Origin of the sequence: Levilactobacillus cerevisiae (genome assembly GCF_003946245.1) — a bacterium.
GTDB classification, from domain to species: Bacteria; Bacillota; Bacilli; order Lactobacillales; family Lactobacillaceae; genus Levilactobacillus; species Levilactobacillus cerevisiae.
The window spans coordinates 47,494-63,532 of the sequence record NZ_RHNN01000007.1; the positions used below are offsets into that span (position 1 = coordinate 47,494).

16 protein-coding genes are annotated in these 16,039 nt (G+C 48.7%); 2 read left to right on the plus strand and 14 right to left on the minus strand.

Annotation, left to right across the window (positions count from 1 at the left end):
- The first annotated feature begins 420 nt into the window (after nt 1-420).
- Nucleotides 421-708 carry a hypothetical protein gene (locus EKM99_RS04340; RefSeq protein ID WP_125581310.1) on the plus strand — a complete coding sequence of 96 codons (288 nt, stop codon included), beginning with the start codon at nt 421-423 and terminating at the stop codon, nt 706-708.
- 96 nt (nt 709-804) lie between these two features.
- Entirely contained in the window at nt 805-1,284 is a 480-nt protein-coding gene (locus EKM99_RS04345) for a universal stress protein (RefSeq protein WP_125581312.1), read from the plus strand.
- A 120-nt stretch (nt 1,285-1,404) separates the two neighbouring features.
- Here the strand turns inward: EKM99_RS04345 and EKM99_RS04350 are convergent, their stop codons facing one another.
- From EKM99_RS04350 to atpD, 14 genes are all read right to left on the minus strand, one after another.
- Nucleotides 1,405-2,262: a helix-turn-helix transcriptional regulator gene (locus tag EKM99_RS04350; RefSeq protein WP_125581314.1), complete on the minus strand. Its 858-nt coding sequence runs from the start codon at nt 2,260-2,262 to the stop codon at nt 1,405-1,407.
- 771 nt (nt 2,263-3,033) lie between these two features.
- Nucleotides 3,034-4,626: a glycerophosphodiester phosphodiesterase gene (locus EKM99_RS04355; RefSeq protein WP_125581316.1), complete on the minus strand. Its 1,593-nt coding sequence runs from the start codon at nt 4,624-4,626 to the stop codon at nt 3,034-3,036.
- A gap of 83 nt (nt 4,627-4,709) precedes the next feature.
- The gene (locus EKM99_RS04360) at nt 4,710-5,852 is read right to left on the minus strand and encodes a D-alanine--D-alanine ligase family protein (RefSeq protein ID WP_125581318.1); all 1,143 of its coding nucleotides are present in this window, start codon (nt 5,850-5,852) and stop codon (nt 4,710-4,712) included.
- A gap of 75 nt (nt 5,853-5,927) precedes the next feature.
- A complete protein-coding gene (locus EKM99_RS04365; RefSeq protein WP_125581320.1) occupies nt 5,928-6,899 on the minus strand; it encodes a DUF2785 domain-containing protein in 972 nt (323 codons plus the stop codon).
- A 70-nt stretch (nt 6,900-6,969) separates the two neighbouring features.
- Nucleotides 6,970-7,818 (minus strand): SPFH domain-containing protein, encoded by an 849-nt coding sequence (locus EKM99_RS04370; RefSeq protein WP_125581322.1) that lies wholly within the window; start codon nt 7,816-7,818, stop codon nt 6,970-6,972.
- Between the two features lie 450 nt (nt 7,819-8,268).
- Entirely contained in the window at nt 8,269-8,571 is a 303-nt protein-coding gene (locus EKM99_RS04375) for a glycine cleavage system protein H (protein WP_125581324.1), read from the minus strand.
- A gap of 15 nt (nt 8,572-8,586) precedes the next feature.
- Nucleotides 8,587-9,792 carry an FtsW/RodA/SpoVE family cell cycle protein gene (locus EKM99_RS04380; protein ID WP_125581326.1) on the minus strand — a complete coding sequence of 402 codons (1,206 nt, stop codon included), beginning with the start codon at nt 9,790-9,792 and terminating at the stop codon, nt 8,587-8,589.
- Nucleotides 9,793-9,888: 96 nt separating this feature from the next.
- On the minus strand, nt 9,889-10,113 hold the full coding sequence (locus EKM99_RS04385) for a DUF2969 domain-containing protein (protein ID WP_125581328.1): 225 nt from the start codon (nt 10,111-10,113) through the stop codon (nt 9,889-9,891).
- A gap of 12 nt (nt 10,114-10,125) precedes the next feature.
- A complete protein-coding gene (yidD, locus tag EKM99_RS04390) occupies nt 10,126-10,428 on the minus strand; it encodes a membrane protein insertion efficiency factor YidD (RefSeq protein WP_125581331.1) in 303 nt (100 codons plus the stop codon).
- 27 nt (nt 10,429-10,455) lie between these two features.
- The gene (gene mreB / locus EKM99_RS04395; RefSeq protein ID WP_125581333.1) at nt 10,456-11,460 is read right to left on the minus strand and encodes a rod shape-determining protein; all 1,005 of its coding nucleotides are present in this window, start codon (nt 11,458-11,460) and stop codon (nt 10,456-10,458) included.
- A 169-nt stretch (nt 11,461-11,629) separates the two neighbouring features.
- On the minus strand, nt 11,630-12,937 hold the full coding sequence (murA, locus tag EKM99_RS04400; protein WP_125581335.1) for a UDP-N-acetylglucosamine 1-carboxyvinyltransferase: 1,308 nt from the start codon (nt 12,935-12,937) through the stop codon (nt 11,630-11,632).
- Nucleotides 12,938-12,964: 27 nt separating this feature from the next.
- Nucleotides 12,965-13,195, minus strand: coding sequence for a DUF1146 family protein (locus tag EKM99_RS04405; RefSeq protein WP_125581337.1), 231 nt, complete (start codon nt 13,193-13,195; stop codon nt 12,965-12,967).
- A 990-nt stretch (nt 13,196-14,185) separates the two neighbouring features.
- Nucleotides 14,186-14,605 carry a F0F1 ATP synthase subunit epsilon gene (locus EKM99_RS04410; protein ID WP_125581339.1) on the minus strand — a complete coding sequence of 140 codons (420 nt, stop codon included), beginning with the start codon at nt 14,603-14,605 and terminating at the stop codon, nt 14,186-14,188.
- Nucleotides 14,606-14,618: 13 nt separating this feature from the next.
- Nucleotides 14,619-16,034: a F0F1 ATP synthase subunit beta gene (gene atpD / locus EKM99_RS04415; protein WP_125581341.1), complete on the minus strand. Its 1,416-nt coding sequence runs from the start codon at nt 16,032-16,034 to the stop codon at nt 14,619-14,621.
- Nucleotides 16,035-16,039 lie beyond the last annotated feature (5 nt).

The window sequence follows — 16,039 nt, forward strand, 5'->3', positions numbered from 1 at the left end:
TTGACCTGACAATCGCTGGACTGGCAACGAGTTGGTCGTCGTCTACGTAGGCGTGAGTGAGTCAAATTTAGGCTCAGCCGTGGGATTTTCCATGTGGTCTTCTTGGAAAATGGCGACTTTGAAACGTGGGGTGAGCGGTTCAAAGCGCGGTTCAAGCCCGCCCTTCGGCTTGGAACGTCCTACCCACAGCGTTCCGGCCTAAATTTGGTGAACGGTAGGCCGGCAAGTTTGGCCAGTGTTGCCAGTTTTCAGCTTTACCCCCTCACTCTGTAGCGGGCCATGTCAGCATTTCAACTTTCTTGAGCTAGCAATTCCAACGACCATCACCGACGGCACAATCCACAATCACCTGATGATTTTCCCTACCAAATCAGGTATACTTAGTCCCACAGAACCGATTTTTTAAGGAGGATTCATCCCTTGGCTATTACGATTTTAATGATTTGTTACACCCTGCTCGCACTCGGGATTGGCTGGTACTTTTACAGTCACCGTAACCGTTCTTTCCTGGTCTTCCATCCCGAAGAATCCGCTCCACTCAGCCGGGTTCTGAGCGTCGGCGGCATTCTCATGATCTTGATCGGCATTGTCGCTGCCATTGCCACCATCATGAATAACACCATTTTTATTTCTGGGGTTCTTCTTGTGGGCGTCATTGTTGTGATTACGCTTCAGCTCGTCCTCGCCCACTGGCTGCCCAAGGGGTAACCGGTTACACTTTTCTCTTCTTTTTGTACCTTTTCGCTTTTTATTTGCCGATAAATAACGTATGATAAGAGTATAAAGTAATGAGAGGTGAACAATATGTTACAACAATACAAGCACATTTTAGTTCCAGTTGACGGTTCCTACGAAGCAGAATTAGCCTTCAAGAAAGCGGTCGCTGTTGCTAAGCGTAACGATGCTGATTTACATCTCGTTCACGTTGTTGATACGCGGGCTTTCCAAAACATTTCCAGCTTTGATACCAGCATGGTTGAACAAGTCACGGAAACTGCCAAGAAGACTCTTGACAAGTACGTGGCTGATGCCAAGGCTGATGGTCTGGACAGCATTGACTACGCCATCGAGTATGGGGCACCAAAGACCATTATCGCGCGGGATGTCCCTCGTGATAATGATACTGACCTGATTATGATTGGTGCCACCGGTTTAAACGCCGTGGAACGCCTCTTAATTGGTTCCGTAACGGAATATGTTACGCGGACTGCTGTTTGTGACGTTATCGTCGTTCGGACGGATCTGAACAATCAACCCGCTAAAGTAACACATCCCGAAGCTTAATTTAATTTCAAAGATTACTCCCGTCGCTGCCAGTCAGCGACGGTTTTTTGTTTAATCACAAGTTTTAGGGGCTGTGACAGATGCCACAGCCCCTTGTTGGTCTTCATTTTATTGCTAGAATTAATCAGCGAAAACGGACCCAGCAGCTGGTGCCAGCCGTTCTTGCAATGGAATGTTGTGCGTCACTAACGCTAAGGTCTTGGCAATCATCAAGCTTCGTTTTGCCGCCGTCTTCGCCATCAACGCCTGCTCGGCTTGGCCCTTGATTTCATAAAGCACATCAATCAAGTAGAGGGACGCCTGATGCTTAACGGCATCCAGAGCCGATTCAACGCTTTCCACGGCCAGCTGGGGTTGTTGCAAGTCCAGATACATCTGGGCAATCTGATAGCGGGCCCAAACCAGTCGTTTGAAATCGATCTCGTCGTGCCATTCAAAATCGTCTAGGTAACTAACGGCTTCCCCTAAATAATAACGGGCCTTGTCCAATTCTGCACGCTTCGAGTAGGCCGCAGCCATTCCCACGTTCCCCACAATGGCATAGAGATCCCAGGGCATTTGGTAAGAACGATGCAGCAGTAAGTTGAAGTGGAAAATAGCTTCATCTGGCCGATTGTGTGCGCCCAGTTCAATAAAGCCACGGTAATAGTGGTACCGTTCACGGTCGAATGCCGTTGCAACCTCATTCATGTCGATTCCTTCCAAGGCGTTGACCGCCGCACCAAAATCATTGCGGCGAATCGCCAAAGAAATATCGTCAAACTGGTCATCCATGCCACTCCCCACACCAGCTAAGACATCCGTCAAGGAAACGTTGAGTCGGCGGCAAACCTGCAGCATGATTTTAATACTTGGAATCTTATTTTTCTTTTCCATCAAGCTGACGGTTGCCTGTGTGCAGATTCCATCTGCCAACTCTTGTTGTGACATGTTTTTCTGTTTACGGTATTGCTTTACTTTATTCCCTAATAAACGCATCTGCTCTCTCCCTCACGTACGCTAACGCTGGTCAGTTGCCAATTTTGATAAAGCCGAACATTCCTGTCGATTACGACTATCAGAGATGCTTCCCTTGCGGAGACGCTCACCGCCAAAACTTTCCCTCAGAGACAAAATGGCCTAGTCCGGTTGATTTATCATTAATACTAATAATAAGGGATTTGTCATGGAATACAAGCAATATGCGGTTTTATGAAGGAACTCTAATTTGTCTAGTCCATTTTATCATTCTAATATAAAAAGAATTATAAACGGCAATTTTAACCGGATATAATTCCTTTAATAGTTGATTTCATTCGTCTATTAGCCATTAAGATGGTTCTACACTGCATCACTTGTTCGTGGCAAACAATTCACCATGACTTGGGCCATCCTGTCCACTTACAACCACTTTTTTACCAGCTACTGCTAAAGAAGTGTCGACATAACCTATTACGTTGTCGTCATCTACCGCTAGAAAATTGGCAACAACATAGTCTACACATGTCGATACCGTTCGTCGATTTTAGGTTGGAACGACTGCGTGAACTGTGGTCACTTATTCTGGATAACTGTTGCCAGTCCAGCGATGATCATATCAATGTCCTTTTGAAGACCCCATCATAACCGGAGGAGGACAGCTCCTCAGGCCGCAGGCGGTCCCCACAGCAGACGGAATCTCTGTCAGCCGCAGGTGGCAATTAATAAAACTAACTTTTTGGGTGGGATCTTTGTTAGCTGAGCATTTTGGAACTTTCATCCTTTACCAACCTACAAATAACTAAAGACAAAGTTCTGCAACACCGCCCACCAGTTTGCGGCCGGCCGTTGATTAGCCACGTCCCTTAACCTAGTGAGCTCATTGGTAATTTGGCCGTCCGCTCCTAGCGCCCACATCCGGGTCATCGCGGCCCGTGAATCCGGTGTCCACAGGTAGGCCTGTGCGCCCATTTGGTGAGCTGCCTGAATAAACTGCTGACTCACTGAGATTCGCTGGAACGAGTAGAAGTCTGCTGGAATCGACGCCGGTGAAACCCAGTTGAACGGTGTGATATAGCCCACCCGCAGCTGCGGCACCGTGCGCTTCACCTGCGTCACCACCCGGTAATCTAGCGAATGGACCGCGGAATGGTCTGCAGCCAGCCGGGCCCCATATTGCCGGGCAAACCGGGCCGCCATCCCCTTAGAATCCGTCGCCGTTGTCTTAATTTCGACCAATAGGGGTTGATGTAAGCGTTCAGCCGTTTTCAAATAGGTTGACCAACCCACTAGTCGGTCGTGATAGCCATTTTCGTGGACTGTCAGCCGTTCTAGTTGAGCGAGGGTCAATGAGTGTGGGGTCACGTTACGGCCCGCGAGAGCTGCTAAATTTTCGTCGTGAAGGACAACCCACTGGTGATCCTTCGTTTCGTGCAGATCCATCTCGACGTATGTGGGATGTTGCCGGCTCACGTAACGGAGTGCGCCCAACGTATTTTGCACGCCGTGGCCGTGGTCGACACCGCGATGACTGATCAATGCCATCTGGGAAAACTGTGGCGTCTGGTAAATGGTCTGAGTGCTAATGCAAACCGCCGCAAAGACCATGACCCCAATCAAAGCGCCGGTCTGGCGGCGAGAGGTTTCTGGCTGGGGTACAACGGGTTGCCCGCACCAGCTCCAAACCAGCGTGGTCATGCTGAGCATCGCGGCAACCAGGAGGCCAAACAAAATGAGACTTAACGACAGCCAGGCCAGTAGCTGGGCAGCGCTCGCACTTAGTTGCGGCCCCCACCACCAGTTGAGTCCAACCAAACCTTCAGCCACGAGCAACCAACTGACATACAGGCCACCACTAATCACTAGGGCAGCAATCATTTGCCGCGCTGTTCCGGGATGCTGAATTTGTGGCGTGAGTCGGCGAAAATGGCGCGGTCCCCACAACAGGCAATAACCGGCCACAATCACATAGATCAATGCCACTACAATTCCTACAGGCCGCCGGTGAAGGCCGACAAAATTAACCCAAGCTGCCGGCACCGACAACCGCACCAACAGGCGACTACTCAATCCCCAGAGGCCCAAGGGGAGCGTTAGCAGGATTAGCCCCAGTTCGACCAGCAACCACGTGCCCTTGTTGCGCCAGACCAGTTGCCAGCTCTGCCACGCAGCCGGACGCCGGCCAATAAAGGTCAGGGCCATTTGTGTTAGTTGCCAAGCGCTCAAAACCAACGTCAGTAAGATTAAGCTGAAACCAGCAACACTCCAGCCGGGCACCTCTCCCAGCAGTCGTAGACCGGCAAATAATAAGACGGCTAAGCACCAGCCAACCGCTAAATTAGTCCCACGTATACCAGCCGCCCAGGCGCATTTGACGTCCTTCATCCACAAGCGCACGGTATTCTCTCCCCTTTCCTCAAAAAAGCCGGTCAGAGCATTTCTGCTCTCACCGGCTCCGTAATTTCGTCTTAATTCTTTGGCTTGTAGGTCGACGCCGCTGAATGATCATCCAACGGAATGAAGTCATAGGCCAATTCGTCTTGATAGTTAAACTCATCTAAGCCTAATTGAATCAGCCGGTCAATCAAGTCGGCGTAACTAATGCCAGTTGCTTGCCACAATTGTGGGTACAAACTGATGTTGGTAAATCCTGGTAAGGTGTTAACTTCACCGACGTACGGCACGCCATCCTTAGAAACCAGGTAGTCGATGCGAGCCATCCCCTTCAAGCCAAGGGCAGCGTACGTTTGCAAGCCCATCTCGGTGATTTCCGCGGTCAAGTCTGCTGGTAAGTCAACGGGGACTTCAAAGGTCACCCCGCTGGCGTCCACAAACTTGTTGTTGTAGTCGTAGAAGACGTCTGAGTCAGGCACCCGAATGGCCCCCAGCTTAGAAGCTTGCGGCTTTTCGTTCCCCAAAATGGAAATTTCGACTTCCTCTGGACCATCAATGGTTTGTTCAACCAAGACCTTGTAATCGTACCGGAATGCGTCGGCAATCCCGTCGTCGAATTCCTTTTCGTTACCAGCCTTGTGAATCCCAACTGATGACCCTTGGTTGGCAGGCTTGATGAAGACGTTGGCGCCCAATTTAGCTTGCACGCTTGCGTAATCAAAATCGTCACGGTTGTCCGGTGTTAAGACCAAGTACTTGGTGTTCCGGATGCCATGTGCCGTCAAAACCTGCTTCGTCATATCTTTGTCAAAGGCCACGGCCGATGCCAAGACGCCACTCCCCACGTAAGGTTTTTTCAATAAGCGGAAAAGCCCCTGGATCGTACCGTCTTCACCCAAGTTACCATGAATAATTGGGAAGAAGACATCGATGTCCTTTGCTTGAGATAAATTCCAAATGGGTGCCAATGGGTTGGATGCGTCTACTTTGGTTAACTCCTCAGCGGCGACCGTCAGCTCGTCTTCGCCATCAAAGACGCGGCGAGATGCGGTGTCACTCAAGACAAAACCGTCACGGGTCAGTAAGAATAAACTAACGTCGTAGCGGGACTTGTCCATCGCGTCGTAAATGTTGTGTGCTGAACGCTTTGAAACGTCATGCTCAGAGGAATTTCCACCGAATAATAGACCTACGTGTAACTTGCTTTTCGTTTCCATGTTGTCACTCATCCTATTCGTATATATTTCGGTTAGCCTTCAGTATACCATTTCTCGAAATAATTGCGAACAAAATCAGCCTAAAAAATCGATTGTTGAGTTCAGATATTCTTGGAGTGATTTGGGTAAATTTTCTTGTAAACGCAGGGAATCCAACAGGCGCTTCCGGTTAAAGAAGCGGTTCCACCCCGCAATGGTATCTGGCCGTCGGTGCAGTGCTACCTGTTGCCGCCAGTTTTTGAGGGCCAGCAACAGCGCCTCTTCGTACAGTGAATGGCGGTTGGCTAGCTCCGTTAAGAAAGCCGCCATCCGGTCATTCTCACCGTAGATCAAGGGGGTATTTAGCCGCTTGATTCGTTCGAGCAAGGCCATCATCAAAAAGAGCTTGTCGGCCCGCTGAAGATTGGCATTTCCTGCCAGGACGCTCAGGAGGTCAGTAGTTGCGGTGAAGGCATGCGCCCAACCGTAATGATTCACGAACCCGCGGGTATCCGTTTCTAAGCACAGATAAGCCGCAGCGAGCACCACGGTTGGCTGGAGGTCTTCCGTAACCGGGCTTTTCTCCGATGAGATAAAATGCAACAGAACTGCCAACATCGCAACCCGACCGGCGCGACCAAAAATAGCGGCATTGGCCGGCTCCAAGATGTGATTGAAGAGGTCATCTGGTTGACGCAATTTTGCATACAAATAATTTAATTGCGCACTGTCCAAGGCATTTTGTTGAAGCGCATCGTACAACGAAAAATTAATCCCCTGATAGCGCAGGCCAAAATCCAGTGACGACAGGTGGTTGATGAGACTGTCCATCTCTTCGTGGGTCAGCGTTACTGGCACGTTCTCGTTCAGCTGTTGCCGCAACTTGTCTAGGACTGCTTTGACCCCATCCTCGTCGTCCGGCAATTGCACAGCCGTCCGCCGGCGCCGGTGAATGTTATCCATTATTTTACCCAAGCGGGGACCCAGGGACTGATAAACCTCCCCGGTACGGACCTGGGTATTTAAGTCGCTGAGCGCCTGCAACACCTCTGCTACCTGTTCATCCATCAAGAAACCTCCATCATTAATTCTTCGTTTATAACTTGATTCAGTCCTGCTTTAGCCGTTACCGCTGAAATTATTCAGCAATTTTCCCAGTATTGATTACCGGCTGGGAGCCCCGTTCGTTGATAATTGAGACCATCATGTTGTTGATCAATTGAATCTTTTGATTGTCAGATAAATTCAGACTCGTTTCGGCAGATAACCGTTCAATGGCGCCTTCGGTAATGGAAACGGCCCCTTCAACAATAATTTTCCGCGCAGATAAAATGGCTTGCGACTGTTGGCGTTGTAGCATAGCTGAGGCAATTTCTGTTGCGTAAGCCAAGTGGGTTAACCGTGTTTCAATAATCTCAACCCCCGCAACGTTTAACCGTTCCTGTAGTTCTTCCGTCAAATGATTGGAAACTTCCGTTGGATTGCTCCGCAGGGTCAGTTCCTTACCATCCCCGAAGTTATCATAGGCATATTCAGACGCCACGTGACGAATGGCTGATTCACTTTGAATTTCCACGAACTGTTCGTAGTCTTCAACGGCGAACAAAGCCTTACTGGTGTCAACAACCTTGAAGACAATCACCGCAGCAATTTCCACGGGATTCCCTTGTAAGTCATTCACCTTCAGAATGGCGCTGTTGAAGTTCCGCACCCGCAAGGACACCGTAGCCTTGTTGGTCAGTGGGACCGTTAAATACAAACCGGCTTCCCGAATCGTCCCAATGTAACGACCAAAGAAAGTCAGAACCTTAGATTGATTGGGACTAATGATTGTCAAGCTGCTGGCGCCTAATACGGCGATGACCACCAGGATGACACCCAAAATGACCATACCAATTGCACTGAGGTAAACCCCCGCTGCTAGAACAAGCAAAACTAAAATAAGACCTAAATACCCGTTAATATGAAAAACGTTCTTTTCTTCCATGAGACTCACTCCAATCCCCTTAATAAGTCTATTATACCCGACTGGCCGCTAAACCCCTAAGAAACCGCTAACTTTCCTGATTTGTTCTTGGTTTTGGGGTGGTTTACTTTAGAAATATGTGGCCTTTGAAACGTGTTACGCGGGGCAGACTCCTGCGCTTAACCCCGGTTCAGCAATGACCCAGACCTAGGGTGAGATTTTCCTTTGAGCCTATTTTGTTTTAGCCCGTTTGACTGGTTCTACACGGAGCAACTCGGAAATATGCAGCCTCTGAAACGTGCTACGCGGGGCAACTGGTTCCGCTTAACAACGCTAAGCAAAGCCCCCAAGCCCGGGGGCCTTCACTTAGCGCCGTTAATGCTCGCCAGTTAACCGCCCCGCTCCGCACTCTATACAAAAAGCCGCCCAACCCTTTTCAGAGTTGAAGCGGCCCCTATTATTCAGCGAGGATTAGTCTTCTTGAACGTCGACAAACCAAGCTGCATCTGTATCGCTACCGTTTAAAGCATCGAAATCGTTAGCCAAAGCTGGGTTAACGGCCGCTACCTTACCGGAAACGGGACTAGGAATGTCAGAAACCGCCTTGTCAGCTTCAACGCTCAACAGGTTCTCACCCTTCTTCACGTCGTCGCCAACGGCTGGTAACTTGGCAAACTTAACAGTACCTAATTCGTCTTGGCCCTCGGTGGTCAAACCAATTCGCGTACCATCGTTAACTGCTTTAGTCCAGAAGTACTTTACCATTTCACTCATAAATATAATCTCCCTCTACTTAAACGATTCGTTACGACTAAACATGTAACTCTTATAATGATACCGCATTGACATGATTAATCCAATACCTATCAGGTTACCAATCAGTGCAGATCCCCCTTGACTAACAAAAGGTAATGGAATACCGGTCAATGGGAGTAGCCCAATACTCATCCCAATGTTTTCAAAAACATGGAAGAGAATCATCATGATAACCCCAGTTGAAATGTAGGCGTAGAAGACGTTCTTCGTATCAAACGTCACCCGAATCATTTGGTAGATCAGCAGGAAGTACAGGAAAATCAGAATACAGCCACCGATGAACCCAAAGTTTTCACCGATTACTGAGAAAATCATATCTGATTCCCGCACCGGCACATACACGTGCGAAACGTTGAAGCCCGTCCCGGTGATGCCACCAGAACCAATGGCCTTCATACTTTGCCACAACTGATACCCGTTGTTCGAGGTATCTTGGGAGGGATGCAGCCAGGTATCAACCCGGGAGAATTGGTAGGCTTGGAACCCAAACTTTTCCAAAATCTTCCGTCCGGCATCCGTCGTAACCAATGCCAGTGCCGTACCACCAACGACCGCAATTGCCCCAAAGGCTGGCGCAATAATTTTCCAAGTGATCCCAGAAACCAGGATTACCCCACCCACGATGGCGAAGAACACCAACATGGTCCCAAAGTCATTTTGGAGTTTTAATAAGATTGGAATTGGCGCCGTCCACAAGATCAGTTTACCAATCAATGCCCAGTCAGTACGCATGGTATGAATCGGATTGGCATTATTGTGTTCCGTCACCACCCGCGCCAGCATCAAGATGAAAGCTGGCTTCATGACTTCAGAAGGTTGGAAGGTCAACGATCCAATTGCAAACCAACTCCGGGCACCCGTGTTAATGTAGTACGCCCGACTGTAGAAGACCAACACCGCCAGCAGGAGGAATATGCCCAGCCCGTACAGCAGCGGTGCGACTTTCCACAGTTGCTCTGAATCAAATTGCATAATGATAATGATGGCGATGGTCCCAATCACATACCAAGCGATTTGCGAGATCACAGCCGACGTAATACTGGTCGCACTACTATCATGATTCGCCGCCACGTAGATTGAAGCCAGCCCAATCAGCGCCAACATGAGGACACAAAAGATGATTCCCCAGTCGATGCGTGATTCCGCCTCGCCCCTTTTTTCTGTCGCATTCTTTGCCAAAATGATTGCTCCTTAATTCAAACTAAGTTTTGATTTCAATTATAAAGGCCGAAGTGAAATTCGACGTTTCACCCCGGCCAACTTTACCAAAATTTATTAACCGCGGTGCAAGTGATAGTCCTTTAAGAGCAACTCGACACCTTCGTCAACGGATTTTACGCGGTAAACGTCTCCGTCGTTCAATTGGGCTTCTAAGCGATCTTCCACTGGTGTCACAGTGCCAATCGTTTCGTCGCCAATCTTGAGGACGGACATGGTGCCACCGTCTGGGAGCTTTTGTTCATCAACTTTTACTTGTACAGATTTTTCTCGTTTGCTCATGCCAACTCTCCTTTATTTGCTGGGGGATTCTGGATGTTCTTCGTCTAACTTCATGGCCTGGCGGTAAGCTTGTTCAGCCGCCACGTTCCGTCGTAAGGAAAAATGATCGGGTACCGGATCCACGCCGCCCCGCACAAACGGGTGACACCGTAGAATCCGCGCGATACCCATCAAACCGCCCTTGAACGCACCGTGTTGTGCCAACGCCTGCAACATGTAATTGGAACAGGTCGGATAATACCGGCAGGTTGGCGGAAAGAGCGGTGAAATCCACCGTTGGTATCCGCGAACCAGCCAAGTTAAAATGTGGCGCAACGCCAGGCCCCCTTTTTCTAACGCGTCCTAGTTGTTTTCTTTAGCCGTCTTGGTATCCATGTGTTCCAAGAGCACACCAGCACCCTTAGCCACGTTGTCCAGTGGGTCTTCAGAAATGATGACTGGCACCGTCAACCGTTCGGAGAAGAGCTTGTCGATACCATCGAGCAAGGCCCCTCCACCAGTCAGCATGATACCCCGATCAATGATGTCGGCAGCCAATTCTGGTGGTGTCGTTTCCAACACGGCCATGGCTGCGGCAACAATTTGATCCACGGAGTCATGGATAGCAATTTCAACTTCGGCAGCGTTGATGGTCGTCGTGGTTGGCATCCCGCTAACGGAGTCCCGGCCACGAACGTCCATCGTCTTTTCTTCGTTGCCAGGTTCTGGGTAAGCTGTCCCAATCTTAATCTTGATGGTTTCAGCCGTTCGTTCCCCAATAATCAAGTTGTGATTGTGCTTTAGGTAATTAACAATCTCAGCGTTCATCCGGTCACCAGCAACCCGAATAGAACGACTAGAAACAATGTCTCCTAACGAAAGGATGGCAATGTCACTGGTCCCACCACCCATGTCGATAACCATGTTACCGCTAGGCTTAAAGATGTCCATGCCAGCACCCAACGCAGCCACTTTAGGTTCTGCTTCGAGGTAAACCTTGGCACCACCGGATTTTTCGGCAGCCTGAATAATGGCCTTCCGTTCAATCTCGGTGATGTTCGTTGGCGCACAGATCATGATGTTTGGCTTAGATAAGAAGCCCTTCACACTTAATTTGTTGATGAAATAGGAGAGCATGGCTTCGGTAATGTCGAAATCAGAAATGACCCCATCCTTCAACGGACGAATCGCCCGGATATTACCAGGTGTCCGACCCACCATTCGGTAGGCTTCGGAGCCCACTGCTAATACCTTATCAGTCTTTGTGTCGATTGCTACGACTGATGGTTCATTTAATACGATTCCCTTGCCGACAACGTAGATTAAAACGTTCGCCGTACCTAGGTCAATGCCAATATCTTTCGCCATTCTTATGCGTCCTCCTGAATTTAAATGCCAATTTTCAACATTTCATTATAACATAAACTACGTGAACTCTAAATGCTTTCTCCGGCTCTTACCGAATTCGCAAATATTTACGCAGCATCACCCATTCATGCGTAACAAAAAGGCGGCATCACTGCCACCCCGCTAAATACTAATTATTAACGTGTGCGTTTTTCAAAACAACCGCATCGTTATCCGGTACAGAAACCCGTTTCACTTCTGCACCAAGGGCTGCTAACTTCTTGTGGAAGTCGTAGTAACCCCGGTCTAAGTACTTCAAGTTCGTCACTTGGGTGTACCCTTCAGCAACCAATCCCGCCAGAACCAGGGCCGCCGCAGCACGTAAATCAGTTGCAGCAACTTCAGCACCGTTAAAGTCGGTCGGTCCGTGCATCACGACTGTCCGGCCGTTCACTTGGTACTTAGCGTTCATGCGCCGGAGTTCTTCCAGATGCATGAAGCGGTTCTCAAAGACCGTTTCAGTCATAGTGCTGGTTCCCTCTGCGGCTAACTGCAAGATGGTCATTTGTGGTTGCATATCCGTTGGGAACCCAGGATATGGTAACGTTTTCACGTCAGTTGGCTGTAATTTCTCAGGGCCAATCACGCGAATGCCAGCAGGTTCTTCAGTTACCTGAACACCCATTTCTTGTAATTTAGAGATTAAGGGTTTGTTGTGTTCCACGATACCGTCTTGAATTAAGACGTTTCCGTGAGTTAATGCAGCACCAACCATGAAGGTACCAGCTTCGATTCGGTCCTGAACCACACTGTGTTCAGTGCCGTGCATCTTCTCAACACCGTCAATCCGCAAGGTTTCCGTCCCAGCACCGCGAACGTGCGCACCCATTTTGTTCAGGATGTTAGCAAGATCGACAATTTCTGGTTCACGGGCAACGTTATCAATCACGGTTGTCCCCTGAGCCAAGCAGGCGGCCATCAGGATATTCTGAGTTGCACCCACGCTAGGGAAATCTAAGTAGATATGTGCACCCTTCAATTGATCAGCAAAGGCTTCAATGTAGCCATCATGCTGTTCAATTCGGGCACCCAAAGCTTCTAAGCCTTTCAAATGCAGGTCGATTGGCCGCGTCCCAATGGCACAACCACCAGGCAAAGCCACTTTGGCGTGACCTAAGCGGGCTAAGAGTGGCCCCATCACAACAATTGATGCCCGCATCTTGGAGACATATTCAAACGGTGCCTCACTGGATACTTGCTTGGTCGCATCAATTGTCACTTCTCGTTTAGCTTCATCAAAATCGACGCCTAAATTCAAGAAGCGTAAGACTTTATTCATCGTGTATACATCAGACAAAACCGGAACATTTGCTAAGTGAGTGAGTCCGTCTTGCGCAAGAATCGAGGCTGCTAAGATTGGCAGTACGGCATTCTTGGCGCCTTCAATGTGGACCACACCAGTTAAGCGGTTCCCACCATGAACGATAATTTTTTCCATGGGATACCTCCAGAGATTTTTATGGGTCTACCGTAACAGATAGCCCAGGTTACGAACGTTATCGATGAAGTCTAAAAAGAACGAACTACAGCCAAATCCAACGGCCACCGACAGCATCACGATTAAGACGCGCGATTGTCGGGGGTAAAACGTCATTAATCGCTCAATGTGTAACGCGGAAATCGCCCAAAAAGCGAGTCCAATAAAAAACAAGTGACTGATGATCGTTAATATTCCCTGTAGTCCTATGAGTGACATTCCCTCAATCCTTCCTAAACATTCTCACTAACTATAGCATAAAATTTCGTCCTTGTCCTTGAGATTCCCATAAAATCGGCGTTTGTAATATTACATTTCTTCTAATTCACCGGATGAACTGAACAAACCATTTGTTAAATTAATGTTTGAACTACTTAACTGACCAGTCACAACATCATTGAACGGCTACTGTTTGCCCAGCGTTCATACCATAAACGAACTGCACTTTGCGCAAAAAATCACGACCGTATTATTTCGTACTAAGCTAGGTGAATGACCACAACTAAAGCGGAAAAATAGTTGAATCCCATTTTATGCAGGAAAAAGTATCGCGAATTCTACGAAATCTGCTCCAACCGCAGGAAGCTCAAGGTATTGCGGACAAACTCAGAACGATTGCCACTGAATATTTGGGGGTCGTGCCCGCTGATGGTCAGTCACAAGGTAACCACACATTGAAAGTTAAAATACAAACTTCCCCTCTACCCAGCAATCAGTGAGAACACTAAAAGTAGCATTGTCTAAACCGACCGAATTACCGTTCACCAGCTTTAAGCTAGAACGTCGTGGACACGATACAGTACATCTGTGAGACAGTCCTCCCCCCCACGGCTCAGATCAAAATTAACACATACACTACAAGAAGGCCTGCAAACAAACGTTGCCAGTCCAGCGATACTAACATCAATTTCACGTTAAACAATCAATCGTAACCGGAGGAGGGCAGAGATGGAGGCAGCTGTGTCGACGGCCTTACCTGAGCGAACTTCTCAGGTTAAGCCGTGGGATGAGTTTGGAGACTAGCGACTTTTGACAGGCTTCAAACCGAGCCAGGGGACCGCCTCCCAGGCCGCAGGTGGCAACCACCAACTAGTGTTGCGGATTGAATCCTTGTTAGCTGGGCTCTATCTTTTGAATTTTCAGCCTGGAGACAAAAAAACGGCCACCACCCGTAGGTGACAGACCGTTTGAACAAGAATTTGTTTGAGTTTAGTGCTTGGCAACGTTGATCCGGTTAACCGCACGCCGTAACGCAACCTCAGCCCGTGCAAGGGAGTCGGCGTCGTGAGCAGCATGTGCCTTTTCAATCGTTGCTTGGGCACGTTGACGAGCACTTTCAGCCCGATTGACGTCAATATCGTCTTGACGTTCCGCACTGTCTGCAACAATGGTCGCCACGTTGTCGGAGAATTCCAAGAAACCACCATTAACGGCGATTTTATCTTCCTTCTCTCCCAATTTTACTCGGGTCTCATCAACTTCCAGAGAAGCGATGAGCGGCACGTGGTTATACATAATCCCAAGTTCACCAATTGTAGTCTTCACAACTAATAAGTCGCTCGACCCTTCGTAAACTTGGCCATCAGGGGTAACGATACTAACAGATAACACTGATTGATTATCAGCCAATTAGAATCCCTCCCTAATTGTTGGCAACGGCATCATTCATTTGCTTAGCCTTGGCAACAGCGTCTTCGATTGGGCCACAGTTCCGGAAAGCATCTTCTGGTAAGTCATCATACTTACCGTCAAGAATTTCCTTGAAACTCCGGATTGTGTCTTCCAACTTAACGTACTTCCCGTCCATACCCGTAAATTGAGAAGCCACGGAGAATGGTTGTGACAGGAAGAATTGAATCCGCCGAGCACGGTTAACAATGGTTTGCTCTTCATCGGATAATTCATCCATCCCTAAAATAGAGATGATATCTTGCAATTCATGGTACCGTTGCAAGACATGTTGAACTTCCGTCGCCACGTCATAATGTTCTTGACCAATGATTTCTGGGGCCAAAGCCGTCGAAGTCGAAGCCAATGGGTCCACGGCTGGGTAGATCCCTTGTTGGGTCAAAGAACGTTCCAAGTTAGTCGTTGCGTCCAAATGGGCGAAAGTCGTAGCTGGAGCAGGGTCGGTATAGTCATCGGCAGGCACGTAAACGGCTTGGATAGAGGTGATAGACCCCTTCTTCGTCGACGTGATCCGTTCCTGTAACTGACCCATTTCGGTAGCCAGCGTTGGTTGGTAACCAACGGCTGAAGGAATCCGCCCTAACAGAGCAGAAACTTCAGAACCAGCTTGCGTAAACCGGAAGATGTTATCGATGAATAACAGAACGTCTTGGCCCTTAACGTCACGGAAGTATTCCGCAATCGTCAAACCGGTCAAGGCAACCCGCATCCGGGCACCAGGAGGTTCGTTCATTTGACCATAAACCATGGCCGTTTGCTTCAGAACCCCAGACCCCTTCATTTCCCAGTACATATCGTTACCTTCACGAGTCCGTTCACCGACACCGGTGAAGACGGAGATCCCGTTATGGCCTTGGGCAATGTTGTGAATTAATTCTTGAATTAAAACGGTCTTACCAACACCGGCACCACCGAACAACCCAATTTTCCCACCACGAACGTAAGGTTCGAGTAAGTCAATAACTTTAATCCCTGTTTCCAGGATTTCAGTCGTAGGGTTTAATTCGTCATACTTTGGTGCATCACGGTGAATTGGCATCCGTTCTGCGTCTGGTCCAAATTCGGCACCGCCGTCAATTGGATTTCCGAGAACGTTGAATACTCGACCCAGTGTGTCATCGCCAACAGGAACAGAAATAGAAGCACCAGTGTTTTCTACTTCCAGTCCCCGACGAAGACCATCGGTACCGTCCATGGCAATCGTCCGCATAACCCCGTCACCTAATTCCAAGGCAACTTCGGTTACAAGGATACTACCATCATCTTTTTTGATGTTAAGGGCGGTGTTAATGTCAGGTAATTCATCATTCAACGGGAATTCAACGTCGACAACAGGTCCGATAACTTGAACAATTTTACCAGCACTCATTATTC

Bases quoted from the DNA above. Each gene is read 5' to 3' on its own strand.
- EKM99_RS04345 (WP_125581312.1), top strand. From the start codon at position 805: ATGTTACAACAATACAAGCACATTTTAGTTCCAGTTGACGGTTCCTAC.
- EKM99_RS04350 (WP_125581314.1), bottom strand. From the start codon at position 2,262: ATGCGTTTATTAGGGAATAAAGTAAAGCAATACCGTAAACAGAAAAAC.
- EKM99_RS04355 (WP_125581316.1), bottom strand. From the start codon at position 4,626: ATGAAGGACGTCAAATGCGCCTGGGCGGCTGGTATACGTGGGACTAAT.
- EKM99_RS04360 (WP_125581318.1), bottom strand. From the start codon at position 5,852: ATGGAAACGAAAAGCAAGTTACACGTAGGTCTATTATTCGGTGGAAAT.
- EKM99_RS04365 (WP_125581320.1), bottom strand. From the start codon at position 6,899: ATGGATGAACAGGTAGCAGAGGTGTTGCAGGCGCTCAGCGACTTAAAT.
- EKM99_RS04370 (WP_125581322.1), bottom strand. From the start codon at position 7,818: ATGGAAGAAAAGAACGTTTTTCATATTAACGGGTATTTAGGTCTTATT.
- EKM99_RS04375 (WP_125581324.1), bottom strand. From the start codon at position 8,571: ATGAGTGAAATGGTAAAGTACTTCTGGACTAAAGCAGTTAACGATGGT.
- EKM99_RS04385 (WP_125581328.1), bottom strand. From the start codon at position 10,113: ATGAGCAAACGAGAAAAATCTGTACAAGTAAAAGTTGATGAACAAAAG.
- mreB (WP_125581333.1), bottom strand. From the start codon at position 11,460: ATGGCGAAAGATATTGGCATTGACCTAGGTACGGCGAACGTTTTAATC.
- murA (WP_125581335.1), bottom strand. From the start codon at position 12,937: ATGGAAAAAATTATCGTTCATGGTGGGAACCGCTTAACTGGTGTGGTC.
- EKM99_RS04405 (WP_125581337.1), bottom strand. From the start codon at position 13,195: ATGTCACTCATAGGACTACAGGGAATATTAACGATCATCAGTCACTTG.
- atpD (WP_125581341.1), bottom strand. From the start codon at position 16,034: ATGAGTGCTGGTAAAATTGTTCAAGTTATCGGACCTGTTGTCGACGTT.